Annotated in this window: 9 protein-coding genes and 1 pseudogene; 6 read left to right on the top strand and 4 right to left on the bottom strand. The window is 71.6% G+C overall.

Translation table 11 applies throughout. The annotated features are described in order from the left end of the window. Positions 1 to 28: 28 nt before the first annotated feature. Genes WHN02_RS20765 through WHN02_RS20750 form a run of 4 tightly spaced genes read left to right on the top strand, consistent with a single transcriptional unit; the run spans position 29 to position 16726 of the window. The gene (locus tag WHN02_RS20765) at positions 29 to 6508 is read left to right on the top strand and encodes an amino acid adenylation domain-containing protein (RefSeq protein ID WP_434740370.1); all 6480 of its coding nucleotides are present in this window, start codon (positions 29 to 31) and stop codon (positions 6506 to 6508) included. Next, complete coding sequence (locus WHN02_RS20760) at positions 6505 to 8091, top strand: MBL fold metallo-hydrolase (RefSeq protein WP_434740369.1); 1587 nt, start codon at positions 6505 to 6507, stop codon at positions 8089 to 8091. The genes WHN02_RS20765 and WHN02_RS20760 overlap by 4 nt, the downstream gene beginning before the upstream one ends. Beyond that, on the top strand, positions 8085 to 9077 hold the full coding sequence (locus tag WHN02_RS20755; protein ID WP_434740368.1) for a hypothetical protein: 993 nt from the start codon (positions 8085 to 8087) through the stop codon (positions 9075 to 9077). The genes WHN02_RS20760 and WHN02_RS20755 overlap by 7 nt, the downstream gene beginning before the upstream one ends. 20 nt (positions 9078 to 9097) lie before the next feature. Then, positions 9098 to 16726: an amino acid adenylation domain-containing protein gene (locus tag WHN02_RS20750; protein ID WP_434740367.1), complete on the top strand. Its 7629-nt coding sequence runs from the start codon at positions 9098 to 9100 to the stop codon at positions 16724 to 16726. Positions 16727 to 16756: 30 nt separating this feature from the next. On the opposite strand, the gene mmsB is transcribed toward WHN02_RS20750, so the two are convergent. The 3 genes and pseudogenes from mmsB to chvE form a co-directional block, all read right to left on the bottom strand. Beyond that, on the bottom strand, positions 16757 to 18007 hold the full coding sequence (mmsB, locus tag WHN02_RS20745; RefSeq protein WP_434740366.1) for a multiple monosaccharide ABC transporter permease: 1251 nt from the start codon (positions 18005 to 18007) through the stop codon (positions 16757 to 16759). After that, positions 18004 to 19470 (bottom strand): annotated as a pseudogene (locus WHN02_RS20740) (ATP-binding cassette domain-containing protein); the annotation flags it as partial. The pseudogene WHN02_RS20740 and the gene mmsB, both read right to left, overlap by 4 nt. Before the next feature lie 178 nt (positions 19471 to 19648). Next, a complete protein-coding gene (gene chvE / locus WHN02_RS20735) occupies positions 19649 to 20791 on the bottom strand; it encodes a multiple monosaccharide ABC transporter substrate-binding protein (protein WP_434740365.1) in 1143 nt (380 codons plus the stop codon). 874 nt (positions 20792 to 21665) lie between these two features. Here chvE and WHN02_RS20730 point away from each other — a divergent pair. Together WHN02_RS20730 and WHN02_RS20725 are read left to right on the top strand one after the other, a co-directional pair. Continuing rightward, on the top strand, positions 21666 to 22043 hold the full coding sequence (locus WHN02_RS20730) for a hypothetical protein (protein ID WP_434740364.1): 378 nt from the start codon (positions 21666 to 21668) through the stop codon (positions 22041 to 22043). A 207-nt stretch (positions 22044 to 22250) separates the two neighbouring features. Further along, the gene (locus WHN02_RS20725) at positions 22251 to 24239 is read left to right on the top strand and encodes a tetratricopeptide repeat protein (protein ID WP_434740363.1); all 1989 of its coding nucleotides are present in this window, start codon (positions 22251 to 22253) and stop codon (positions 24237 to 24239) included. 332 nt (positions 24240 to 24571) lie between these two features. Here the strand turns inward: WHN02_RS20725 and WHN02_RS20720 are convergent, their stop codons facing one another. Beyond that, positions 24572 to 25705, bottom strand: coding sequence for a hypothetical protein (locus WHN02_RS20720; protein WP_434740362.1), 1134 nt, complete (start codon positions 25703 to 25705; stop codon positions 24572 to 24574). Between the last annotated feature and the right edge of the window lie 243 nt (positions 25706 to 25948).

Raw genomic sequence — 25948 nt, 5'->3', positions numbered from 1 at the left:
CCACCGACCCGACGGGAGGACTGGCGCGATGACCAAGGCCGGTGTCCGTACCGGTTCCGGCGAGCCGATGTCCGCGGTCAAACGCGAACTGCTCGCCCGACTGCTGGCCGGGGGCGGGAGGTCGCAGGGGACACAGCGGCGGATCCCGGCCGCTCCGGCCGACGTGCCGGCCCGGCTCTCCTTCTCCCAGGAGCGGGTCTGGCTGACAGGTCAACTCGCCGGTGACGTCCCGGTGTTCAACCTCGGCGGCGCGGTCCGGCTGCGGATGCCGATCGACCCGGCGGAGGTGGCCGACCGGCTCGCCGAGGTGGTGGCCCGGCACGACAGCCTGCGCACCGCCATCGAGGTCGTCGACGGGCAACCCCGCCCGGTGGTCGCCGACACGGTGCCGGTGACGGTGCCGTTGACCGACCTGACCGGGGTCCCGGAGGCCCTCGACGGCATCGAGGGGCGTATCCGGGACGTCGTGCTGCGCCGCTACGACCTCGCCCGGGCACCGCTGTGGCGGATGGAACTGATCCGGCTGGCCGCCGACGACCACGTCCTGGTCACCGCCGCCCACCACGTCGTCGCCGACGCCGCCTCGCTGATGATGCTGATGTACGAGACGGCGCTGCCGCACCACCGCCCCCCGGTGCCGGTCACGTACGCCGACTTCGCCGCCTGGCAACGCGAGGGCGTCGAGTCGGGCCGCCACGACGACCAGCTCGCTTTCTGGCGGGAGAAGCTCGCCGACCTGCCGCCCCCGCTGGAGCTGCCCGCCGACCGGCCCCGCCCGGCCGAGCCGGACTACGCCGGGGCGACGCTGCTCACCACCGTCGGGGCGAGGACCGCCGAGGCGCTGCGGGAACTGGCCCGCGCCGAGGACACCACCGCCTACACCGTCTGCCTGGCCGCGCTGAAGGTCCTGCTGGCCCGGGCCACCGGCCGTACCGACGTCGCCGTCGGGGTGCAGGTCACCGGGCGTACGCTGCCGGAGCTGCAGAACCTGGTCGGCATGTTCGTCAACGTGGTGCCGGTGCGGACCCGGGTCTCCTCGTCGGCCGACCGGGAGCCGTTCCGTGCCGTCGTGGGGCTCGTCCGGGCCGGGCTCGCCGAGGCCATGGCCCACCAGGACGTCCCCTTCGAGACGCTGGTCCGTCAGCTGCGCGGCGACACCGACCGCAGCGTCCCGCCCCTGGTGCAGGTGGCCTGCAACATGCCGGTGCAGAACACCGACCACCCGGTGGGGGAGGAGATCCCGCAGCCGATCGCGCCCGGCGGGTCCCTGCTCGACCTGACCGTGCACCTGATCCCCCGCCCGGACGGCACGCTGGAGGTCCAGTTCGAGTACGCCACCGCCCTGTTCGACGAGTCCACGGCGGCCCGGCTCCAGGCGGAGTACGTCCGGCTGCTCGACGCCGTCGGCGCCGACCCGGACACCGACTGGCGGCGGGTGGACCTGCTCGGCGAGGCGGGACGGCAGGCGGCCCTGGACGCCGCCACCGGCGACGAACCGGCAGGTGACCCGTCGCAGCTGCTGCCCGCCCTGGTGGCCCGACAGGTCGCCGAGACGCCGGACGCCCCCGCAGTGCAGGCCGGATCCGACGTGGTGACGTACGCGCAGCTCGACGCCGCCGCGTTCGACCTCGCCGGGCAGCTGCGCCGCCACGGGGTACGCCCCGGCGCGATCGTCGCCCTCTGCCTGGACCGCAGCCTCGACCTGGCGGTGGCCACCCTGGCCACCTGGCGGGTCGGAGCGGCGTTCCTGCCGGTGGACACCGACCTCCCGCCCGCCCGGTGGGGGCGGCTGTTGGAGCTCTCCGGCGCGGCGGCCGTCCTGGCCGGCCCGGACCGGCACGAGGCGCTGCGCGCCGCCGTACCGCAGGGGTGCGTCCTGGTGCCCACCGTCGCCGCCGACGGTGAACCCGACGTCGGCGCGGACCGGCGCTGCGCCGACCTCGACCCCGCCGACGCGGCGTACGTCATGTTCACCTCCGGCTCCACCGGGGTCCCCAAGGGGGTGGTGGTCACCCACGGGGCCATCGCCAACCGGGTCCGCTGGTCGGTGCGGGCGCAGGAACTCGGCAGGCACGACCGGATCCTGGCCAAGACCCGGGTCGGGTTCGACGCCGCGGTGCTGGAATGGTTCGCCCCGCTGGTCTGCGGCGCGACGGTGGTGATGGCCGAACCCGGCGTGGAACGGGACCCGGCGGGGCTGGTCCGGGCGGTCGCCGAGGCCGGGGCCACCGTCCTGCAACTGGTGCCGTCGGTGTTGCGGGCGATGCTCGACCAGTCCGGGTGGTCCGGCTGCAACGCCCTGCGGCAGGTCTGGTCGGCCGGTGAACCCCTCGACTTCGCCCTGGTGCGGCGGCTCACCGACCGTGCCCCGGTGACGGTGTGGAACACCTACGGCCCGACCGAGTGCGCCATCGACGTGACCGCCCAGCGGGTGCCGACCGAGCCGACCACCGGCCCGGTGCCGATCGGGCGTCCGGTCGACGGGGTCCGCGCCCTGGTGCTCGACGCGTACGGGCAGGTCACCGCACCCGGGGTCGCCGGGGAACTGCACGTCGGCGGGGTGGCTGTCGGCCGGGGCTACCTGGGCCGACCCGACCTGACGGCGGAGCGGTACGTGCCCGACCCGTACGGCCCGCCCGGTGCCCGCCTGTACCGCACCGGTGACCTGGTCCGTCGCCGCCCCGACGGTGTGTTGGAGTTCGTCGGGCGGGTCGACGAGCAGGTGAAGGTCAACGGGGTCCGGGTGGAGCCGGCCGAGGTGCGCGCCGCCCTCGCCGAACACCCCGGGGTCCGGCAGTGCGTCGTCGTCGGGCACACCGGCGTCGACGGGTCCCGCCGGTTGGTGGCGTACGTCGTCGCCGACGGCGTCGACCCGGCGCAACTGCGGACGTTCCTGCGCGCCCGACTGCCCGAGGCGATGGTGCCCGGGGTGGTGGTGCCGATGTCGGAGCTGCCGTCGACCCCCAACGGCAAGGTCGACAGGTCGGCCCTGCCCGCCCCGGAGTCGGCGCTCGACCCGGTCGCCTTCGTGGCCCCGGTGACCGCCGCCGAACAGGCGGTCGCGGCGGCCTGGGCGCAGGTCCTCGGCGTTGCCCGGGTCGGCTTGGACGACGACTTCTTCACCCTCGGCGGACACTCCCTGCAACTCGGGCAGCTCGCCGTGCGGCTACGCGAACGCAGCGGCGTGGACCTGCCGATCCGGGACCTGTTCGCCGCCCTGACCGTCCGGGGGCACGCCGCCCTGGTCGACGCCGGGCAGGCCGACGAGGACCCCGACGCGGCACCGGCCCGGCCGGTGCCCCCGGTCACCCCGGTCGCGGGGGAGGGGCCGCAGCCCTTGTCGTCCGGGCAGCGTCGACTGTGGTTCCTCGACCGGCTCAACCCGGGCAGCATCGAGTACCTCACCCCGGTCCTGGTGCCCCTGCCCGGCCCGGTGGACCTCCCCGCCCTGGAGCGGACCCTGCGGGACCTGGTCACCCGGCACCCGACCCTGCGCACCCGGTACGTCCTCGTCGACTCCGAACCCGTCCAGGTGGTCGACGCGCCTGCCGCCGTACCGCTGCGGGTGGTCGACGTGGCGGGCCGGGTCACCGGGGCGGCCTTCGCCGACGACCTGGGTCGGGGCTTCGACCTGGGACAGGGACCGGTCCTGCGGGCGGTGCTGGCCCGCCCGACCGACGGCGACCCGGTGCTGCTCCTGCTCACCCACCACATCGCCGCCGACGGCTGGTCCACCGACCTGATCGTCCGCGAGTGCACCGCCGGGTACGCCGGGCACCGCGGCGGCGACGGACCTCCGGCCCTGCCCGCCCTGCCGGTCCGGTACACCGACTTCGCCGTCTGGCAGCGCACCTTCCTCACCGGCGAGGTACGGGGGCGACAGCTGGACCACTGGCGCACCCAGCTCGCCGATCTGCCCCCACTGGAGCTGCCCACCGACCGGGTCCGCCCGGCGGCCCGGGACCCGCGCGGCGGGGCCGTCGCCTTCGAGGTGCCCGACGAGGTGGCCCGCGCGGTGCAGGCCGTCGGCCGGACCCGGGGCGCCAGCCCGTTCATGACCCTCCTCGCGGCGTACGCGGTGCTGCTGTCGCGCTACAGCGGGCAGGTGGACTTCGGGGTCGGGTCGCCGGTCGCCGGTCGACCCCGCCCGGAGCTGGACGGCCTGGTCGGGATGTTCATCAACACCCTGGTCCTGCGCTGCGACCTCTCCGGCGACCCCCGCTTCACCGACCTCCTCGACCGGGTGCGCGCCACGACCGTGGCCGCCTTCGCCCACCAGGACCTGCCCTTCGAGCAGGTCGTCGAGGAGCTCGGCACCGACCGGGACCTGTCCCGCAACCCCTTCTACGACGTGCTGTTCGACCTGCACACCGACGGACACGCCGGGGTCGTGCCCGGTGACGGGATCGACGAGGTGCCCTTGGCCGCCCGCCAGGACCTGGGGCTGATCGTGCGTCGGCACGCCGACGGATCCCTCAGCGGTCGACTGGAGTACGCCTCGGCCCTGTTCGACAGGACCACCGCCGAGCGTCTGGTCGGGCACTACCTGCGGCTGCTGGCGCAGGTCGCCGCCGACCCGGACGTGGTCGTGGCCGACCTGGACCTGCTCACCGACGCCGAGCGGGCCCGGATGGCCGGGCAGTGGAACGCCACCGACCATCCGGTGCCCCCACAGACCCTGGCCGGGCTGCTGCGGGAACAGGCGGCCCGGACCCCCGACGCCCCCGCTGTGGTCTTCGAGGGGGCCACCCTCAGCTACGCCGAGGTGGACGCCCGCAGCGACCGGCTGGCCGCCGCGCTCGTCGCCCGGGGTGCCGGACCGGAACGGCGGGTCGCCGTGGTCCTGCCCCGGTCGCCGGAGCTGGTGATCGCGCTGGTGGCGGTGGTCAAGGCCGCGGCGGCGTACGTCCCGGTCGACCCGGGGTACCCGCCGGAGCGCATCGCGTACCTGCTCGACGACGCCCGCCCCGAACTGGTGGTGACCCGCACCGCGGTGGTCGGTGCGCTGCCCGCGCAGCACCCGCCGCTGCTGCTGGTCGACGAACCGCTGCCGGCCGACGGCGGTACGGCCCCGACGCCGCCGCTGCCGGGACACCCGGCGTACGTCATCTACACCTCCGGTTCCACGGGCCGCCCGAAGGGGGTGGTGGTGCCGCACGAGGGGATCGTCAACAGGCTGCTGTGGATGCAGGACCGGTACGGCCTCACCGGCGCCGACCGGGTCCTCCAGAAGACCCCGTCCTCGTTCGACGTGTCGGTGTGGGAGTTCTTCTGGCCGCTGGTCACCGGGGCGGTGCTGGTCCTGGCCCGCCCGGAGGGGCACCGCGACGCCGGTTACCTCGCCGACCTCGTCACCCGGGAACGGATCACCACGCTGCACTTCGTCCCGTCGATGCTGGCGGCCTTCCTCGGTCACCGCGCCGCGTCCGGGTGCACCGGGCTGCGTCGGGTGATCGCCAGCGGGGAGGCGCTCACCCCGGCGCTGCGGGACCGGTTCGTGACGGTGCTCCCCGGCGTCGAACTGCACAACCTGTACGGCCCGACCGAGGCCTCCGTCGACGTCACCGCCGCCCGGTGCGACGACGGCCGCCCCGGCGACCCGGTGCCGATCGGCCGACCGGTGTGGAACACCCGCCTGTACGTCCTCGACACCGAGCTGCGGCCGGTGCCGACGGGGGTGCCCGGGGAACTGCACCTGGCCGGTGTCCAGCTGGCCCGGGGCTACCTGGCCCGGCCCGACCTGACCGCCGAGCGGTTCGTTCCGGACCCGGCGGGTGGGGGTGGCCGCCTCTACCGCACCGGCGACGTGGTCAGGTGGCGCGACGACGGGGCGGTGGAGTACCTCGGGCGCACCGACGACCAGGTCAAGATCCGGGGCCACCGGGTCGAGCCGGGCGAGGTGCAGGGGGTCCTGCTCACCCACCCCGGGGTGGCCGAGGCGGTCGTCACCGCCGTCGACCGGGGCGGCGACACCCGCCTGACGGCGTACTGGACGCCTGCCGGTGGGGCCGAACCCGACTCCGACGACCTGGCCGAACACTGCTGGGACCGGCTGCCCGAACCGATGGTCCCGCAGCTGTGGGTACGCCTCGACGCGCTCCCGCTGACGTCGAGCGGGAAGGTCGACAGACGGGCGCTGCCCGCCCCCGACACCGGCACCGATCCGTCGGGCACCGAGCCCGTGGCACCCCGGACCGTCGCCGAGGAGCGGTTGCTGGCCGTCTGGACCGAGCTGCTCGGCGTCGACGTCGGCGTGCAGCACAACTTCTTCGCCGCCGGTGGGCACTCGATCCTCGCCGTACGGCTGCTGTCGCGCATCGCCGAGGAGTTCGACGTGGACCTGCCGATGCGGCTGGTCTTCGAGCGGCCCACAGTGGCCGCCCTCGCCGAGGCGATCGAGGAGGAGATCCGAGCCGAGATCGCCGACCTGACCGACGACGAGGTGGCGGCGATCGAACCGTCCACCGACCCCGAACCCGACACCTGGCACCCGGGATGGACACGATGAGCACCGAGCCGCTGTACCTCAAGCCCAACGTCCGGATCGAGGGACTGGTCAACCAGTTCGTCGCCTGGACCCACGTCTACACGCCGGTCTCCGGCGCGATGAACCTCGCCAACCTTCTCCTGCCGATCATGGATTCGTACGTCCAACGGCCGGACGTGCACCTGGCGGCGGTGGCCAACCCGAAGATGAAGGGCGGCTTCTTCATCAACGCCGAGGCGTCCCGCGTCGACGAGGTACGGGACCTGCGCGACCGGATCGTCCGGGACGAGTCCGCCGCGATCGCCTTCGCCGCCGCCGTGAAGAACGCCGAGGACCTCCTGCGGGCCCAGGCCACCGGATACGACCTGTCCCCGCTGTACGCCCAGCTCCCCCCGGAGCTGCGCGGCTACGTCGAGCTGGTCTACGACCTCAACCACCAGCCGACCCTGCGGTTCCTGGAACCCCTGCTCTACCGCAGCGCGGTGCACCGCCGGGAACGGGAGGCGATCGAACTGTCCCTCGACGACGGCAGCGAACCCCCGTTCATCCTGAGCACCCCCCGGCTGGCCCGCGACGGTCACCTGCAACTGCCCCTCCCGCTGGACCACACCGGCATCGACGAGCTGTTCGCCCTGCGGAGCACCCCGCAGCCCCTGGAGCAGGTGGCGAAGGCGCTGGAGATCACAGGCGCCGAGCAGGAGGCGACGCTGCGCACCCTGCTCACCACAGAGTCGACCCTCGCCCCGGACCGGCACATCGACTCCGGCGGCCGGATCCGCTACTTCGGGCACGCCTGCCTGCTGCTCCAGTCACCCTCGACGTCGATCCTGGTCGACCCGTTCATCAGTTCCAATCCGGCCGCCGGTGACCGGTTCACCTACGTCGACCTGCCCGACCGGATCGACTACTGCCTGATCACCCACGCCCACCAGGACCACGTGGTGCTGGAGACGCTCCTGCAACTCCGGCACAAGATCGGCACCGTGGTCGTCCCCCGCAACGGCGGCGGCCAGCGCCAGGACCCGTCGATCCGGCACTACCTGGAGCGGGTCGGGATGACCGTCCGGGAGGTCGACGACCTCGACGAGCTGCCCTTCGACGGCGGCACCATCGTCTCCGCCCCGTTCTTCGGCGAGCACTGCGACCTCGACATCCGGGCCAAGAGCAGCTACTGGGTGAACATCGCCGGCCGGTCGGTCTTCGTCGGCGCCGACACCTCCGGGTTGGAGTCGCACCTCTACACCCGCATCCGCGAGGCGGTCGGCCCCACCGACCTGGCCTTCATCGGAATGGAGTGCGACGGCGCCCCGCTGACCTGGCTCTACAGCGCGCTGTTCACCCAGCCGGTGCCGCGCAAGATGGCGCTGACCCGCAAGCTGTCCGGCTCCAACGCCGCCCAGGCCACCGGGATCCTCAAGCAGCTCGGCGCCCGCGAGGCGTACGTGTACGCGATGGGCCAGGAGGACTGGCTACAACACGTCATGGCCACCAGCTACACCCCCGAGTCGTACCAGCTCCTCCAGGTCGCCGAGTTCCTCGACACCTGCCGGCGCGACGGCGTGCACGCCGAGCACCTGCTGGTGCGCAAGGAGATGCGGTGGTGAACGCGGTGACCTCGGCCGCCCCCGACGTGGGTCTGCACGTCGGGGTGCTGCTCGACACCGGGCCGACGGCCGAGGAGGTCGCGGCGATGACGGAACTGTTCCGGCAGCGGGGGATGACGGCCGTCGCCGAGGGCCACTCGTACGGCGGCCCTCCGCCGACGTCGGCCTTCCTGATCGTGCTCACCGCACCCCTGGCCCCGTTCCTGGACGGCTTCGCCGACGACGTCGACGGGTGGCGGTCACTGGGGGAACTGGTCGACGCCCTCCAGGCGATGCGGTCCGACCCGGGACGCTGGGGGCGGGCCCACGAGGTACGCCTGGAGGACGCCAGCAGCGGACACGCCGTGTCACTCGAACCCGACCTGCCCGAGGCGGCGTACCGGGCGCTGATGGAGGTCGACCTGTCCGGCCTGGACCAGTGGTCGATCCCCGTCCGGTTGGAGTGGCAGCAGGCGCGTCTGACCTGGACGGCCCGGATGACGACGGTCCCGCTGCGCTTCTCCCGCCGCCCGCCCCGCCGGGCGCGGGCCGCCGACAGCCCGGTCGCCCGGCAGGTCGACGAGGCCGACGTCACGCAGCTGTGGCGGCTGGCCGGTGGGACCGACACCCCCGCCGTCACCTGGCAGCGGGCCAAGATCGTGCTGCTCAGCGTCCAGGGCTCGAACATCGCCTCGATCTCCCAGCACGTGGTCACCGACGTCGCCCGGGTCCGCGCGGTGATCCGCAACTTCAACGCCGACGGGTTCGCCTCGTTCGACCCCGACTACACCGGCGGGGAACGCCCGAGGCCGACCGGCGACGAGGAACGGGACGCCCGTCAGGTCGTCGCCCGGGGACCGGCAGCCTACGGCCGACCCGGCGCGACCTGGGACACCCGGACCCTGGGTGACTTCCTCGTCGCCGAGGGCGTGGTCACCGACGTCGACCCCGACTGGCTCGGCGCGCTGCTGCGCGACGCGGGCCCGCACCCCCAGCAGAACCTGTGAGCGAGACGGGACCAGCGAGCATGAGCACGGACAGCACCGACCAGGTCATCGACGCGGCCGCCCGACGCGAGGCGCTGATCCGGCAACGGCTCGCCGGTACCCGTACCCGCCGCCGCGACGGCATCCCCCGGGTCGACCGGGGCGGTCGACTGCCGGTCTCCTACGGTCAGCAGCGGTTGTGGTTCCTGACCGTCCTGGACCCGCAGAGCCCCGAGTACGCGGTCCCGATCACCCTGCGCGTCGCCGGTCGACTCGACCTGTCGGGCCTCGGCGAGGCCTGGCACCGGCTGCTGGAGCGGCACGAGGTGCTGCGGACCCGCTACCAGCTCGCCGACGCCGAACCGGTGCAGGTCGTCGACCCGGCCCCGGCCACGTCGGTGCTGCGCTGCACCGACCTGACCCACCTGCCGGCCGACGAACGGGAACCGCAGGCCCTGCGCCTGGCCGCCGCCGACGCCGAGGTCCCCTTCGACGTGGGCCGGGAACACCCGGTACGGATCCGGGTGGTCCGACTCGCCGACGACGACCACCTGCTCGCCGTGGTGTTCCACCACATCGCCTTCGACGGCTGGTCGATGCGGGTGTTCATCAACGACCTGTTCACCCTCTACCTCCAGGTCGTCGACCCGGCGGTGGCCCCGACCCTCCCGCCGCTGCCGGTGCAGTACGCCGACGTCGCCGCCTGGCAGCGGGACCGGCTCACCGGGGCGACGCTGGACGCCCAACTCGGCTACTGGCGTGACACCCTGACCGGACTCGCCCCCCTGGAACTGCCCACCGACCGGCCCCGTCCGGCGCGACGCAGCTGGGCCGGGGACCGGGTGGTGTTCACCGTCGCGGCGGAGCTGACCGGCCGGTTGCGGGACCTGGCCCGAGCCCACGACACCACCCTGTTCACCGTCGGCGTCACCGCCTACCAGGAGCTGCTGGCCCGGTGGAGCGGACAACGGGACGTGGCGGTCGGCAGCGCCGTCGCCGGCCGGAGCCGCCCCGAGGTGGAGCATCTCATCGGGTTCCTGCTCAACACCGTCGTCCTGCGGGCCCGCTGGGACGGCGACCCCACCTTCGCCGACCTGCTGGGCCGTAACCGGAGCACGGTCCTCGACGCGTTCACCCACCAGGAGGCGCCGGTCCAGTTCCTCGTCGACGACGTGGAGCGGGGCCGGGACCAGTCGCGGACCCCGCTGTTCCAGGTGATGTACGACATGGCCGAGTCGTCCCCGTCCACCTTCACCATGCCCGGCCTGGACGTGACGGCGGTCGACCAGGCCGGCGCGGTGGCCAAACACGACCTGCGGCTGGAGTTGACGGAGCGGCCCGACGGAACGCTGCGCGGGGTCGTGGAGTACCCGACGGCGCTGTTCGACGCCGACACCGTGCACCGGTTCGCCGCCCAGTTCCGGGCCCTGCTCGACGCGGTGGCCCGGAACCCGTACGCCCCGCTGTCCACAGTCGACGTCCTGCACGCCGACGAACGGGCCAGGGTCCTCGCCTCGGGAGCGGACCGCCCCGACGCCGCCCCGGCACCTCCCCGGTCGGTGGAGGCGGCCGTCGCCGCGTACGCCGCCCGCACCCCCGACGCCGTCGCCGTCCACGCCGACGGGCACCGGATGACGTACGCCCAGCTGCACGCCCGCGCCAACCGGACCGCCCGGATGCTGCACGCCCGAGGCGTCACCCCCGGCTCCGTCGTCGGCGTCTGCCTCAACCGCGGCCCCGACCTCGTGCCCACCCTCCTCGGGGTGTGGCGGGCGGGGGCGGCGTACGTGCCCGTCGACCCGGACGACCCGGCCGAGCGGATGGCGCACATCCTCGACGACGCCGGGGCGGCCCTGGTGGTCACCGAGGCGGACCTGCGGGACCGGGTCGGCGCCGGGGACGTGTTCTGCGTCGACGTCGACCACGCCGAGGTGGACGCCCAGAGCCCCGACGACCTGCCCGACGCCGTCGACCCGCAGGGGGTGGCCTACCTGGTCTACACCTCCGGCAGCACCGGCCGACCGAAGGGGGTGCGGGTCGGGCACGCCGGGGTCGGCAACTACCTGGGGTGGGCGGCCGGGCGGTACCTCAGCGCCGACGGCAACGGCGCGGCGCTCTTCTCCTCCACCGCCTTCGACCTGGTCGTCACCACGCTCTACCTGCCGCTGACGGCGGGACAACCGGTGCACCTGCTCCCGGCCGGGTTGGACGGTCACCGACTGGCCGAGGCGCTGCTGCGGGCCGCCGGCGACCAGCCGTTCAGCTTCCTCAAGCTCACCCCCGGCCACCTCGACCTGCTGGTCCACCAGCTCCCCGCCGACCGGGCCGGTCGGCTCGCCCACCACCTGGTGGTCGGCGGCGAGGGTTTCCCGACCCGGCTCGCCGAGCGCTGGTGGGAGCTGGCCGGGGAGGACACCACCCTGGTCAACGAGTACGGGCCGACGGAGAACACCGTCGCCAACGTGATCCACACCGTCCGCCCCCCGGCCTCCGACGCCGCCCTGCTGCCGATCGGCCACGCCACCCCGGGCACCACCGCGTACTGCCTCGACGCCGAGCTGCGCCCGCAGCCGATCGGCGTCGCCGGTGACCTCTACCTGGGCGGGGTGCAGCTGGCCCACGGGTACCACGGGCTGCCGGCGGTCACCGCCGACCGGTTCGTACCCGACCCGTACGGTCGGGCCGGGTCCCGGCTGTACCGCACCGGGGACCGGGCGCGCGTCCTGCCCGGCGGCGAAATCGAGTTCCTCGGCCGGGCCGACGACCAGCTGAAGGTGCGCGGCTACCGGGTCGAGCCCGGCGAGGTGGTGGCCGCGATGCGGCGACACCCCGACGTCCGGGAGGCCGCCGTCACCCTGCGCGAGACCGCCGCCGGTGCCCGGGTGCTCGTCGGGTACGTCGTCGCGGCCGACGCGACCACCCCCGACGTCCACGACGTACGGGAGTTCCTGGCCACCGCGCTGCCCGACCACATGGTTCCGGCTCACCTGGTGACCCTCCCGGAGCTGCCGTTGACCAGCAACGGCAAGGTGGACCCGGCGGCGTTGCCCGACCCGGACCGGGCGGCCACCGCCGCCACCGCCGAACTGGTCGGCCCCCGGACCCCGGCCGAGGAACAGGTCGCCGGCGTCCTGCGCCGCACCCTGGACCTGGCCGACGTGGGGGTCGACGACGACTTCTTCGACCTGGGCGGGGACTCGCTCAGCGCCGTGGCCCTCGTCGGTGACCTGCGTGACCTCGGCCTGGACCTGGCCGTCGACGACGTCTTCGCCAACCCGACGGTGGCCGGACTCGCCGCGCTGGCCGCCGAACGTCCCGCCGTGACCGGCGCGGTGGCGGGCGTACCACCGTTCGGTCTGATCTCCGACGAGGACCGGGCCCGGCTGCCCGAGGACGTGGTGGACGCCTTCCCGGTCTCCATGCTCCAGGCCGGCATGGTCGTGGAGATGATGGCCGGCGGTTCGGTGAACTACTACCACAACGCCACCACCTACCAGCTGCGCGACGACAAGCCGTTCGACCTGGCCGCCTTCGAGGCCGCCGTCGGGCTCCTGGTGCAGCGGCAGGACGTGCTGCGGACCGGTTTCGACCTGGTCGGCTACTCCCAGCCGCTGCAACTGATCCACCGCACCGCCCACCTGCCGACCAGTGCCCAGGACGTCCGGCACCTCTCCCCGGCCGAGCAGGACGAGGTGGTCCGCAGCCGGATGGCGGCCGAGCGGCGCGAACTGTTCGACCTGGCGGTCCCCGCCCTGCTGCGCCTGCACGCGGTGGTCCGCACCGACTCGCACTGGTCCCTGGTGATCACCGAGTGCCACCCGATCATGGAGGGGTGGAGCTACCACCTGCTCCTGATGGAGCTGCTGACCTGCTACCGGCAGCTGCGTGACGGGCACCCGGCCCCGCCGCAGGACCGCCTCGGCGTCAGGTACGCCGACTTCATCGCCGCCGAGCAGGCAGCGCTCGCCTCCACCGAGGACCGCGACTACTGGCGGGGCGTCGTCGAGGGGCACAGCCGGTTCGCCCTGCCCCCCGGGTGGCAGGACGGCGCCGGCCCCGGCGCCCCGATCCGGGTCGAGGTGATGTTCCACGACCTGGAGGAGGGGCTGCGGGAACTGGCCCGTACGGCGGAGGTGCCGATCAAGGCGGTCCTGCACGCCGCCCACCTGAAGGTGCTCAGCATGCTCACCGACGAGCGGCGGTTCTTCGACGGACTGGTCTGCGACACCCGCCCGGAGGTGGCCGGAGCAGACCGCCTCCTGGGCCTGTTCCTCAACACCGTGCCGTTCCCCTTCGAGCTGACCGCCCCCACCTGGCGGCACCTGGTCAAGGACGTCTTCGCCCAGGAGATCGAGCTCTGGTCGCACCGGCGGTACCCGATGCCGGCCATGCAGCGGGAGTTCTCCGCCGGTCGACGGCTGGTCGACGTCATGTTCAACTACCTCGACTTCCGCACCGTCGACACCGAACTCGTCGACTTCGGGGCCAGCATCGACGACTCCCAGATCGAGTTCCGGCTCTCCGTCACCGCGTTCCGGCAGGGCCTGATCAACCTGCGGATGCACCCCGAGGCGATCAGCCGGGCCAACGGGGAGCGGCTGGCCGCCATGTACCGGCTGGTCCTGGCGGCGATGGCCGCCGACCCCGACGGTGACGCGACGGCGACGTACCTGCCGGCCGACGAGCGGCGTCGACTGCTGTCGGAGTGGAACGAGACCGAGGTGTCGGTGCCCGCCACCGACCTGCCCACCCTCTTCGAACGGCAGGCCGCCGCCACCCCCGACGCGGTCGCCGCGGTGCTCGCCGACGGCCGCACCCTCAGCTACCGCCAACTCGACGGCCGGGCCAACCGACTCGCCCACCACCTGTGCACCCACGGGGTCGGTCCGGACCACTTCGTCGGCGTGTACGCCGAACCCGGCCTGGAGCTGCTGGTCGGTATCCTCGGCGCGGTCAAGGCGGGGGCGGCGTACCTGCCGTTGGACCCCTCGCACCCGCCGGAGCGGCTGGCCTACGCGCTGCGCGACGCCGGTGCGTCGGTGCTGCTCACCCAGGACCACCTCGACGGGCGGCTGCCCCCGCTGCCGATCCCGGTGAGCTACCTCGACGGTGACTGGCCGGCGATCGCCGGTCACCCCGACGGCCCGGTCCCGCGCCGCCTGCACCCCGACAACCTGGTGTACGGCATCTACACCTCCGGGTCCACCGGCGCCCCGAAGGGGGTCATGGTCACCCACCGGGGTCTGGTCAACTACCTGACCTGGGCGGTCGGCCGGTACACCCACCCGGGCGGCGGCGGTGCCCCGATGCTGGGCTCCGTGGCCTTCGACCTCACCGTGACGAACCTGCTGGTCCCGCTGACCAGCGGCCGTACGGTGACCCTCCTGCCGCCCGGTGAGGAGGTCGAGGCGGTGGCCCGGATGCTCGCCGACGGCACCCCACTGGACCTGGTCAAGCTCACCCCCGGCCACCTCGACCTGCTGCGCGGCCTGCTGCCCTCGCGCACCGTCGTCGACCGGGTCGGCGTGTTCGTGGTCGGTGGGGAGCAGTTGCCGCGCGAGAGCGTCCTCGCCTGGCGGCAGATCGCCCCGCAGGTCACCGTCGTCAACGAGTACGGCCCCACCGAGACCGTCGTCGGCTGCATCGTCCACGAGGTCGACGCCGACGACGACCAGGCGGTGCCGGTGGCCATCGGCCGTCCGATCGCCAACACCCGGGTGTACGTCCTCGACGACCGCCTCCACCCGGTGCCGGTGGGGGTCCCCGGTGAGCTGTACCTCGGCGGCGCGGGGGTGGCCCGGGGCTACCACGACCGGCCCGGCCTGACCGCCGAGCGGTTCGTCCCCGACCCGTACGGACCCCCCGGTGACCGGCTCTACCGCACCGGCGACGTGGCCCGCTACCGGGACGACGGGGACCTGGAGTTCCTCGGTCGGGCCGACGACCAGATCAAGGTCCGGGGCTACCGGATCGAACCGGGCGAGGTGGAGTCGGCGCTGCTGGCCCACCCCTCGGTCGCCGAGGCGGTCGTCGTGGCGCACACCGACGAGGCGGGGGACCGGCGACTCGTCGGGTACGTCGGATGCCCGTCGACGCCCCGTCCGTCAGTGGACGAACTGCGCGACCTGCTGCGCCGCAGCCTGCCGGAGTACATGGTGCCCGGACTCCTGGTGGTCCTGGACACGTTGCCCCGCAGCGCGGCCGGCAAGATCGACCGTCGGAGCCTGCCGTCGCCGGACGGCGTGAGCGCGCAGACCGGCACCCCGTACGTGGCGTCACGCAACGCCACCGAACGGCGGCTGGCCGAGATCTGGGAACGGGTGCTCGGAGTCGACCGGATCGGCATGGACGACGACCTGCTCGACCTGGGCGCCGACTCGCTGTCCGGGCTCCGAGTGGCGGCAGAGGCCGCCGAACTCGGGCTGACCATGTCCCCGATGGACGCGGTGGCCTATCCGACCATCACCGAGCTGTCCCGGCACCTGCTCGGTGGGGACACCGCCGAGCTGACCCGGCGGATGGTCGCCGACTCGCAGCTCGACCCGACGATCCGACCGGCGGGACCCGCCGCCGCCCCGGACGGCCCCCTGCTGCTCACCGGTGCCACCGGCTTCGTCGGCGCGTTCCTGCTGCGGGAACTGCTCGACCGGACCGACAACCCGATCGTGTGTCTGGTGCGTGGCACCGACGACGCCCGGGCGCGCGACCGGCTCCTGGCGACGCTGCGCACGTGGGCTGTCGACCATCCGGCGTTCGCCGACCGGGTCCGGGTCGTCGCCGGTGACCTCGGCGAGCCACGGCTGGGCCTCGACCCCGGGACGTGGGCCGAGCTGGCCGGGTCGGTGGCCGCGATCTACCACTGCGGTGCCAGCGTCAGCGCCGTGCACCCGTACGCGGCGATGCGGGCGGTCAACATCGAGGGCACCCGGGAGGTCATCCGGCTGGCCTGCACCGGGCCGGTCACCCCGCTGCACCACGTGTCGACGATGTCGGTGTTCACCGCCGACACCTTCGACGCCGGCCCGGTGGACGAGCGCAGCGTCCAGGTCGACCCGCCGTCGGCCAACTCCAACGGGTACGGCCAGACCAAGTGGGTGGCGGAGAACCTGGTCCGGGAGGCGGCCCGGCGGGGCCTGCCGACCACCATGTACCGGATGGCCAAGGTGTCCTGGGACACCGCCACCGGGGTCGCCAACCCGGTCGACCAGTTCTCCCGGATCCTGTCGGCCTGCCTGTACCTGGGGTGCGCCCCGGAGGCCGACTACTCGATGACACTGACGCCGGTGGACCGGATCGCGGCCGGGATCGTGGCCGTCGCCTCCCACCCGGAGGCGGTCGGTGGCTGCTACCACCTGATCAGTGAGACCCGGGTGCGGTGGATGGAGATGTTCGGCTGGCTCACCGACGCCGGGCACCCGGTCAAGCTCGTCGACTACGACACCTGGCGGGACGCCGTCGCGGCGGCGGCCAACCGGCCCGGCGGCGACCACCTCAAGCCCCTGGTGATGCTGATGCCCCGGTCGAGCGAGAACTTCGACGTCGACCTGCTGGAGGACGACTACGTCCCGCCGACGCCGACCTGGTGGGCGCAGCGGGGCGGGGTGGTCGACCCGATCCGGCGGTCCGACTTCGAACGGTTCCTGGCCCGGTCGGGCGACACCGTCGACTGACCGGCGGACACCTCGCCGCGCCGCCGGGGCTCAGCGGGACCCGGCGGCGCGGCGCTTGTTGTACACGTCGAAGGCGACGGCGGCGAGCAGGACCAGACCCTTCACCACCGACTGCACCGACAGGTCCACGCTCATCAACTGCATGCCGTTGCTCATCACCGCCATGATCAGGCCCCCGACCACGGCACCCACCACGGTGCCGACGCCGCCGGTGACCGCCGCACCACCGATGAAGGCCGCCGCGATGGCGTCCAGCTCGAACATGTTCCCCGCCGCCGGCTGCGCCCCGTTGGACCGGGAGGAGTAGATGACCCCGGCCACGGCGGAGAGGAGACCCATGTTGACGAAGATCCAGAAGTTGACGGTCCTGACCTTCACCCCGGAGAGCATCGCCGCCGGGAGGTTGCCGCCGATGGCGTACACCTGTCGGCCGAAGACCGTACGCCGGGTCACCATGCCGTACGCCAGGACCAGGACGGCGAGGATGATCAGGACGATCGGCAGTCCCCGGTGGTTCGCCAGCTGCCAGGCGAAGTACATGATCACCGTGCCGACCAGCAGGACCCGGGTGACGAAGAGGGGGAACGACTCGACCGGCTGCCCGTACCTGATCCGGGCCACCCGGGTCCGGAACCCGCCGACGGCGTACCCGGCCACCCCGAACGCCCCGATGAGCAGTGTGAACGCGTCGTACCCGGCACCGCCGAGCAGTCCGTTGAGGAATCCGGCGGCGATCTGCTGGTACTCGCCCGGGAACGGCGACAGCGAGACGTTGTCCAGCACCCGCAGGGTGAGACCACGGAACAGCAGCATGCCCGCCAGGGTCACGATGAACGCGGGAATGCCGGCGTAGGCGACCCAGAAGCCGTGCCAGGCACCGACGGCCGCCCCCACCGCCAGTGCGGCCAGGACCCCGACCCACCAGTCGTGGCCCTCCCTGATCACCAGGACCGCGCTGACCGCCCCGGTGAGCGCCACCACCGACCCGACCGACAGGTCGATGTGCCCACCGATGATCACGATGACCATGCCGATCGCGAGCACCAGGATGTACGAGTACTGCAGGACGACGTTGGTGATGTTGCCGGGGCTCAACAACGTACCGCCGGTCAGGATCGTGAAGAGCACGACGATGACGACCAGGGCGATGTAGATCCCGCTCTGTCGTAGGTTCCGCATGATCAGCTGACGGGGGTCGCTGGTGCCGGCGTGCAGGGCGGCGGCCGGCGCACTGCCGGTCGGCTCGCCGTCCACGGTCGGCGCGGTCTCGGTGTTCTTCATCCCACCCGGTCCTTGTCCTTGGCCATGAGCTGCATGAGGCCCTCCTGGGTCGCCGAACCCACCGGCACCTCACCGGTGATCCGTCCCGCCGCCAGCGTGTAGATGCGGTCGCACATGCCGAGCAGTTCCGGCAGCTCGGAGGAGATGAGCACGACGGCCTTCCCGGCGGCCACCAGGCGGTTGACGATGGTGTAGATCTCGTACTTCGCCCCCACGTCGATGCCGCGCGTCGGCTCGTCGAGGATCAGCACGTCAGGGTCGGTGAACAGCCACTTCGACAGCACGACCTTCTGCTGGTTGCCGCCGGAGAGCTCGCCGACCACGGCCATCACGCTCGACGACTTGATGTTCAGGTCACGCCGACTCTCCTCGGCGACCCGGATCTCCTCGTTGTCGTCGACCCACCCGAGGCGGGCCAACCTGTCGAGCGCGGCGGCCGAGACGTTGCGCCTGACGTCCTCGATCAGGTTGAGGCCGTACCGTTTGCGGTCCTCGGTGGCGTACGCGATGCCGTTGCGGATCGCCTCGGCGACGGTCCGGGCCTGGACCTGACGACCGTGGACGAACAGGCGACCGGTGACGTCGCGACCGTAGGAGCGGCCGAAGACGCTCATCGCCAGTTCGGTCCGGCCGGCACCCATCAGACCGGCGATGCCCACCACCTCACCGGCCCGCACGCTCAGACCGACCCCGTCGACCACCAGGCGGTCCTGGGTGGGGTGGCGTACCGACCAGTCCTCGACGCGCAGCACCTCCGCCCCCGGTGTGCTCACCCGGTCCGGATAGAAGCTGGTGAGGTCCCGTCCCACCATGGCCCGGATGATCCGTACCTGAGTGACCCCGCCGGCGGCGACGTCGAGACGGTCGACGGTCCGGCCGTCCCGGATCACCGTGATGGTGTCGGCGATCGCGGTGATCTCGTTGAGCTTGTGCGAGATCATGATGCAGGTGATCCCGCGTTCCCGCAGGCGTCGCAGCAGGTCGAGCAGGTGGGCCGAGTCGACGTCGTTGAGTGCGGCGGTCGGCTCGTCGAGGATGAGCAGTCGGACCTTCTTGGACAGCGCCTTGGCGATCTCCACCAACTGCTGCTTGCCGACCCCGAGCTGCACGACCGGGGTGACCGGGTTCTCCCGCAGGCCCACCGAGGCCAGCAGCGTCGCGGCGTCGGCGTTGGCCCGGTGCCAGTCGATCAGGCCGCCGCGTCCCCGGACCTCGTTGCCGAGGAAGATGTTCTCCGCGATCGACAGGTGCGGCACCAGGGCGAGTTCCTGGTGGATGATGACGACACCGAGCCGCTCGCTGTCGCGGATGCTCCTGATGTGCACAGGAACCCCGTCGACGACGATCTCGCCGTCGTACGCGCCCGCCGGGTGGACCCCGGAGAGCACCTTCATCAGCGTCGACTTGCCGGCGCCGTTCTCGCCGCAGACGGCGTGGATCTCACCGCGCCGTACCGTCAGGGAGACGTCCTGCAGCGCCGCCACCCCGGCGAAGGTCTTCGTGATGTGACGCATCTCGAGGATGTTGTCGTCCACGTCAGCCTCCTGGTCGGTGGAACGTGAGTGGTCTGCCGGATGGGGGGCGGGCCGGCGGTCCACCGCCGTCGGGGCGGCGGACCGTCGACGGCGGCCCGTGGTGGGCTCAGCCCTTGGCCTGCCCGGCGGCGACCTCCTCGGCCGTCCAGTAGCCGGAGTCGACGAGCGCGGACTTGATGTCCTCCTTGTAGACGGTCTGGATCGGCAGGAGGTACGCGGGGACCACCTTGACCTTGTTGTCGTAGGTGGTGGTGTCGTTGGCCTCGGGCGTCTTGTCCTGGAGGAACGACTCCGCGGCGATGACCGCCCGCTCCGCGAGCTGCCGGGTGTCCTTGAAGACAGTGGAACCCTGGACCCCCATGTCGATCAGCTTGACCGAGGCGATCTCGGCGTCCTGCCCGGTGACCACCGGAACCGGCTTGGCCGAGGTCCCGTACCCGTCGTTCTGCAGCGCGGTGATGATGCCCCGGGAGATGCCGTCGTACGGCGACAGGACCCCGTGTACCTGCGTACCGTCCCGGTAGGCCGAGGTGAGCAGGTCCTCCATCCGCTTCTGCGCGGGCTCCTGCTGCCACCGCAGGATCGCCGCCTGTTCGATGCGGGTCTGCCCGGACTTCACCACGAGCGACTTGTCGTCGACGAACGGCTTGAGGGTCTCCATCGCCCCGTTGAAGAAGTACTGGGTGTTGTTGTCGTCGAGCGACCCGGCGAAGATCTCCACGTTGAACGGCCCGGTGGCGTTGCCCTTCGAGCCGTCCTTGTTCAGCAGGCCCAGCCCGGTGAGCAGGGCGGTGCCCTGGGCGACGCCGACCTTGTAGTTGTCGAAACTGACGTAGAAGTCGACGTGCGGGCTGTTGAGGATCAGCCGGTCGTAGGAGACCACCGGGATGCCCGCCTCCGAGGCGGCCTGGAGCTGCCCGCTCAGGGCGGTGCCGTCGATCGCCGCGACGACGAGGACGTCCGCCCCGCGAGTGATCATCTGGTCGACCTGCTGCGACTGGGTCGGGATGTCGTCCCCGGCGTACTGGAGGTCGACCTTGTATCCCTTGGCCTCCAGCTTCTCCCTGACCGCGTTGCCGTCGGCGATCCACCGTTCCGAGGTCTGGGTCGGCATCGAGACCCCGATGGTCAGCTCCGAGGGCTTCTTGTCGCTGGTGTCACCGCCACCACCGGCGCCGTCCCCGCTACAGGCCACCATGCTCAGGGCGAGCGCGACACCACCGAGTGCGGCAAAGAGTTTCCTGCTCACAGCCTTGTTCCTTCCCCAGGACCGGATGCTGTCGACCAGCCGGACGTCGTCCCCCGGCCTAGTGTTAGCGCTCACATCGGTGATGGTCAACACGAGTCATGCCATCGACGGGTAACGTTCTCGTAACGCCCGTTTCCGGCGGGCGGCCATCGGGCGTCGATGGACGCCGGCCGCTGCCGGGGCGTACGCGCGACACCCCGCCGGCTGCCCTGCCGAAGGTGGTCTGCGGTTGGTGGCGCCAGAGTCAGTCGGCCGGCCACCCGCAGTGGGGTGGCCGGCCGGATTCTGCCTGACGTGAATCGCACGGTAGTGAGGCCTGCCGTGCTGGGGTCGGTGCAACGTGGGGCTGGGCTCTGTTGCCCGACTGTGTCCGCGCCGTGACTGACTGCGAATGGACTACTTCGAAGTCGATTCCATTCTGCTCGTCACTCGCTGGCTCTGGAATCGTTACTACCCGTGAACAATTGTGCGATGCTGCAGGTCACACCCACTTCATCCAGAGTTCGAGGATGGAAGAGGTGATGTCGTGTGCCACGAACCAGTGATCAAGATTCACTGCGGGAGAATACACAATTCAAGGACGAAGCCGAAATCGGCTCTCATCCAAGCTTTACTGCGGCTTTTTGGCGCTTTCACTACGTATGACGTATTCACAGTGAATGTACTTTTTAGCCCCTTCTGGATCGTCGGTTCGCCCGCATGGCGTGAACTGGCGTTCATGTACTCATTGTCGGCGCCCCGGGCGCGGACAATTCTCGGCAACTGCCCAGGGTTTCGCTCAATCTCGGCGGAAGGTACGATCTGTGAGGTGCTGGATCGGCATCTGTCTACACAGAACGTTGACCGCTGAAACATCGTGGTTGGGGGCGTTGCAATGGATCCTCTCTCCCTTGCCGTAGCTACTGCATTTGCAACGAAGGGTGCCGAGCTGGTGGCTTCCGGAGGTCGGGACGCCCTTTCGACACTGTTTCGTCTGGTGCGAAACAGATTCGCCTCCGAGTCGGAGGGCGCGGCGGCGTTGGAGGCGGTGACAGATAATCCACAGCAGCGATGGCGGACTATGGAACTTGCTGCAGCACTGGAGTCCGTCATGACGCGGGACCCCGACTTTGCGCAGGTCGTCGAGGAGGGTTGGCGTCGCGTGCCGGGTACCGAGATCTCCGCTGTTCAGGGTGATGTCTCGAACAGCTTCAGCGGTTCCGCTGAAAAAGTCGTGCAGGCACGCGACGTGCAGGGTGATATTCGATTCTGAAGGAATAGGCACCGCACTGTCCCCCGGGGGGTTTTAGAAATGGGCGATGAGGGCCTCATGAAGGGTCGGATTCCGGGCGGTGGAGTTTCCAGTGACCTTTCCGGAACGGTCTACGGTCCCAGTGTGCAGGCTGGGGCGGTGAATGGGGGGATCCATTTCCATGCACCATCGGATACGGACAGATCGACTCCCCGGCAGTTGCCGGCCATGTCGAGCAAGTTCGTCGACCGGGAAATCGATCTCGCCGCGATCGATGATGTGGTCGCCCAGGGCGAGAGTGCCATCGTGGTGCTGTGTGGACCGGGCGGCGTCGGCAAGTCGGCACTGGCCCGACGGTGGGCTCACGGTGCCAAGGGCAGGTTCGACGGCGGTCAGCTCTACGCCGACCTCCAAGGTTTCAGTGACGACGAGCCCCTCGACCCCGGGCAGGCGTTGACAGCGTTCCTCCGGGCGCTGGGCGTGTCCGCGCAGCGGATCCCGCCGTCCCTGGCGGAGCAGGCGGCCCTCTACCGGACGGTCACGGCCGAGCGCCCCCTGTTGGTGGTGCTCGACGACGCCGGTAGCGCCGCCCAGGTCCGCCCCCTCGTTCCGGCTTCGGCCTCGACGGTGCTGGTGACCAGTCGACGTCGTCTGACCGGACTGCTGCCGGACGGCGCCACCCTGCTCGACGTCGGCCCGCTGCCGTCCGCCACGTCGGTTGCGCTGCTGACCCGAACGGTGGGCAGACATCGGATCGCCGAGGAGAGCGACGCCGCCGAGCAGCTGGTGCGGATCTGCGGCGGCCTGCCGATCGCACTCACTCTCGTGGCGGGTCGACTGGCGGCACGACCACGCCTGTCCGTGGGCCGACTGGCCACCGAGCTCCTCGACGAGACGCAGCGGCTGACCCGTCTGTCGGCGGCGGACGCCTCCGTCAGATCGGTGTTCGACTCCTCCTACCGGTCCCTGTCGACCGGTGCCGCCGCGCTGTATCGGACCCTGGCTCTGCATCCCGGCACCGACTTCAGCCTCGCTCTCCTGCGTGGACTGAGCACACCGGCGCGGTTCGACGGTGTCGATGCCGAGGAGCTGTTGGGGGAGTTGCTGGAGGCCAGCCTCCTGGAGGAGGTCGCCGAGGACCGGTTCCGTTTCCACGACCTCCTGCGCCTGCACGCCCGGGCGCTCGCCGAGACCACCGACGAGGTGGAGTACCGGCAAGCAGCCGTGTACGCGATGCTGGAGTTCTACCTCGCCGCCGCCCACCGGGCCGACCTGGTCGTCACCCCGTACCGGCGACGACTGCCATACGTCGACCGGCAGTCGCTGGGCGACGTACCCACCCCGGCCACCCGCGCGCAGGCGCTCACCTGGCTGGAGAGTGAGCGGGTGAACCTGCTGGCCGCAGGGCGGACCGCCTTCGCATTCGGTGCTCACGAACTCGCCTGGCACCTCAGTGACGTGATGTGGCCGTTGTTGCTCCACGCCAAGCTGTACCGCGATCGGTTGGAGATCGACGAACGGGGGGTGAAGGCGGCCCGCGCCTGGGGAAACGTGTGGGCCGAGGCGGACATGCTCAAGCGGCTCAGCAGAGTCTGTGACCGGCTGGGCGATCGGGAGGCCGCGCAGCGGCACGGTCGAGCTGCTGCCGACCGCTACCGCGACGCGGGTGACGTTCAGGGCGAGCTGGACGCCGAGGAGGGGCTCGCCACGCTCCACCTGGAAGACGGTCGCCACCAGCAGGCGACCGAGACGTACCGCAGGGTGCTTGCCGGTCGACGGGAGCTGTCCGACCAGCGGAGTACCGCCCTGACCTTACTGAACCTGGGTTCCGCCTTGATCAAGGCGGGTCGGCCGGGGGAGGCACTCGAGGTCCTCGCCGAGGCCCGACGACATCTCGCCACCCTCGACCGGGTCGACCCGTACAACGGTGCGCGGGTGCTCATCGCCCTGGCCGACGCGTACCTCGGCCTCGGTGATCTCGACCTGGCCGAGCAGAACGCAGCCGCAGCGGTCGAGCGGATGACCGACCTGGGTTCGCTGCACGAGCGGGCGGAGGCACTCGACCTGCTCGGCCGTATCGCCCTGGTCAGGGGGGACGTCGTGGTCGCACGGAAGAACCTGTCGGCGGCGGCGGCCGTCTTCGAGTCCCTGGGGTCGCCGAGACTGGGTTCGGTGACCCGTCGGATCGACGAACTCGGCGAGGTCTCCGGGCAGTAGCGGTGGCGGGTGGGGCGTCGTTCGTAAGGTCGTCCCCGCCACCCACTGTGGGTAGAGCAGGTCCGCCAGCCGGCGGAGCAGGCGAGGGTCGGGTCGGGACGGAGGACGCAGCCGGCCGAGTTCGAACGGTGCTCCGCCCCGGCCGGCCACGCTGATCCAACCCTGCGAGGTGGCGACCACCGCCACCGCCAGGCCGGGGAACGACTCCAGGAGTTCGCTGCACAGATCGGCGGCGGGACGACCGTCGACGACGGTGATCAGGACGTCCGCGATCCGGGCTGCCGGTGAGGACGCATCCGGGGGAAGAAGCGTCACGATGAGGGGTCCGGTGGTCATCCTTCGACCCCCCATCGACGGGGGACCGGCGGTGGCAGGGGTTCGATCTGGCGGTGCCGTCCTGGCTCAGGGAGTCGGAGCAGGCGGTACATGGTTCGCCGCAGCAGCACCGAGGCTCGGCCGGCACGAGTGGTGATGGCGCCCGCCACGGCCTGCCGGTCGATCGCCGGCACCGACTCCAACTGCGGACCCAGGGCCCGGTGCAGGTCCAGGCGGCCCGCGGCGGTGCGGATCAGATCCTGGGCCGTGCCCTCTGCGATCGGGATCCGGTCGTCCGGCGGTAGCAGCACCGGGCGTCCCACTGCCCCGGCGTACGCGGTGACCGACCCGTGGTCCCCGATGATCCGGTCGGCGGCCACGACGAGACTGCGCCAGTCGACGGTCGGGTCGGGCAGGAGCAGCCCTGCCTCCCGACAGTCCTGCAGCCAGGAACGGACCTGGCGGTGCCCGTGGGCATCCCAGACGGCGGGGTGCAGCAACGCGGCGACGCGATGGCGACTGCCGGACAGTTCGGTCATCAGCAGCGGGAGAAGATCAGGCCAACGCCCGAACAAGCCATCTGGTCCCCAGGTGGAGGTGACGACGACGAGGCTCTCCCCGTCGGCGATACCCAGGTGGCGCCGGTACCGACGGCGCGAGGGCAGGCTCGCGACGAGTCGGTCGAGACAGGGGTCGCCGACGACCACGGCGACGTCGAGCGCCTCCGGGCACTGCCGTCGCAGCACGTCGAGTTCGTGGTCGTGCGCGAGGGCGAGAGCGGTGGGCAGCACCCGGCCTCCGTGGACCAGGCGTTGGGCGTCCAAGCCGTACACCGGCGGCTCGCTGATCTTCGGTCCTCCGTGGCGGCCGGGTCGCACCCGTTTGCCGTGGCCGGCGCCGTGCGCCATGACCAACAGCGGGGCGTGTAGCTGGTGCAGCCCTCCGTACGATGCCGCGACCGCGAGGTCGAACCGTTCGCGGACGGCCTGGAGCCAGGGGACCACCAGGGCGCCGATGCTGTTGAGGTACCGCTCGACGTGCTTGTTGAAGGCGTCCGGCCCGACGGTGAACACCACCTGGATCCGCTGATCCGACTCGATCTGTCCGATGACGTCGAGCAGCCGGTGGCAGCTGACGATCGAATGTGCCACGACCAGGACGGTGCGACATCCAGACCGTGACACCCAGCGCCCCGCATCGATGCCTATCGGGGCATTCGTCCATTCGCTGACACTCATTCCGGGCCTCCTCGTGTGCTGTCTCGGGACAGCCTCGGCGAGGTCGGTGTGGATCACGATGCGAGACCCTTGCGAATTCCTTGCAACCCTCTTGGCAGTGGAATGTCTGATTTTCGACTCTGGGTAGGGGGGTTGGAGCTTTGCATCCCATCAAAC

Source organism: Micromonospora sp. SH-82, from assembly GCF_051132485.1.
In the GTDB taxonomy this organism is placed as follows: domain Bacteria; phylum Actinomycetota; class Actinomycetes; order Mycobacteriales; family Micromonosporaceae; genus Micromonospora.
The sequence above is the reverse complement of the archived record's forward strand: the minus strand, read 5'-3'. Positions and strand labels throughout refer to the sequence as shown.

What these genes read in the sequence shown, in the direction of transcription:
- WHN02_RS20765 (WP_434740370.1), top strand. Translation starts at nt 29, where the DNA reads ATGACCAAGGCCGGTGTCCGTACCGGTTCCGGCGAGCCGATGTCCGCG.
- WHN02_RS20760 (WP_434740369.1), top strand. Translation starts at nt 6,505, where the DNA reads ATGAGCACCGAGCCGCTGTACCTCAAGCCCAACGTCCGGATCGAGGGA.
- mmsB (WP_434740366.1), bottom strand. Translation starts at nt 18,007, where the DNA reads ATGAAGAACACCGAGACCGCGCCGACCGTGGACGGCGAGCCGACCGGC.
- WHN02_RS20730 (WP_434740364.1), top strand. Translation starts at nt 21,666, where the DNA reads ATGGATCCTCTCTCCCTTGCCGTAGCTACTGCATTTGCAACGAAGGGT.
- WHN02_RS20750 (WP_434740367.1), top strand. Translation starts at nt 9,098, where the DNA reads ATGAGCACGGACAGCACCGACCAGGTCATCGACGCGGCCGCCCGACGC.
- WHN02_RS20725 (WP_434740363.1), top strand. Translation starts at nt 22,251, where the DNA reads ATGTCGAGCAAGTTCGTCGACCGGGAAATCGATCTCGCCGCGATCGAT.